This is a genomic window from Streptomyces flavovariabilis (assembly GCF_000725785.1).
In the GTDB taxonomy this organism is placed as follows: domain Bacteria; phylum Actinomycetota; class Actinomycetes; order Streptomycetales; family Streptomycetaceae; genus Streptomyces; species Streptomyces hawaiiensis.
The window spans coordinates 1-1,031 of the sequence record NZ_JNXD01000076.1 but is presented as its reverse complement, the minus strand read 5'-3'; the positions used below and the strand labels follow the sequence as shown (position 1 = coordinate 1,031).

Here is a 1,031-nt window from a genome sequence, read left to right as displayed (position 1 = left end):
CGCCACGTCCTGGAAGATCTCCCACAGCCCGTCCGGCACCAGTCGCTCAACTATGTCCATGCCCGGAGCAACGAGCTATCGCCAATCAAGACACCGTCTTAGCCCGCCGAGGGATTTTGGGACGGGGACAGCCGTCGGCGGAAACCGATCAGGCAGGCAGGCACGTGGCTCGACACCGGGATCTGAACTCCGGCCTCACCCTATGAGTTTGCAGGGTACGCCGAAGCCGGGAGCCCAGTAGCATCCGGTTCACCCAGGCCATCCCAAGGTACGAGGGTGCGCCCAGACAACGGGGGAGAGAAACATGAGACACCGCAAGCGCCTCGGCGCCGCCGCCATCGCCCTGGCCTCCATCGGAGTCCTGGCCGTGGGTGTCGGCCCCGCCTCCGCCAATACATCCGACGGGTGGATCAGGGGCTACGACCAGTGGACGGACGACTTCAACGACGAGGGGCCTCTGTCCCTGTGGGAACACCCGGACTCCAACGCCACCTGCATGTGGCAGCGGATCCTTTACGCCGAGGGCGCCACTCTCAACAACGGCAGCAAGTTCGAGCTCCCCGACATCGACGGGCATTTCGGTTCCCGCACCGATCAGGCGACAAAGAGTCTCCAGCGGCGCTGGGGGCTGGATGATGACGGCATTGTAGGACCGGACACGCTCAACAGAGCGATCAAGCAGCCCGGCGACATTTTCCGGGGCATGTACAAACAATCCGGCAGCACTGCTGCGGGCGCAACGTTGCACCTGGGCTACGTCGGCAAGGACCACAGTGAGCCCTTCAGGCGTAACACCGAGGGCAAGTACCTCTTTCTTGACCGCCAAAGCACTTGGCGCCAGGCGGGCTACGACTACCACACCTGTCAGGACGTGAATTAGCACCACTGTTGCCGAAGGACAGCGCAGGTTCTAGTATCCGGGCCGCGAGCCGCTGCCTAGAGGTTGTCCCGTAACCGGTGTGGCGGTTGGTGCGTTGGCTGGGCATGGGTGGGGTGATCTCAGCGGATGATCCGAAGTGGATCGAGCCGTT

The 1,031-nt window shown here is 63.3% G+C and carries 1 protein-coding gene; it reads left to right on the top strand.

Annotated features, from left to right (window positions below):
- The first annotated feature begins 304 nt into the window (after nt 1-304).
- On the top strand, nt 305-880 hold the full coding sequence (locus tag IO24_RS0139950; RefSeq protein ID WP_031144789.1) for a peptidoglycan-binding domain-containing protein: 576 nt from the start codon (nt 305-307) through the stop codon (nt 878-880).
- Nucleotides 881-1,031: the final 151 nt, after the last annotated feature.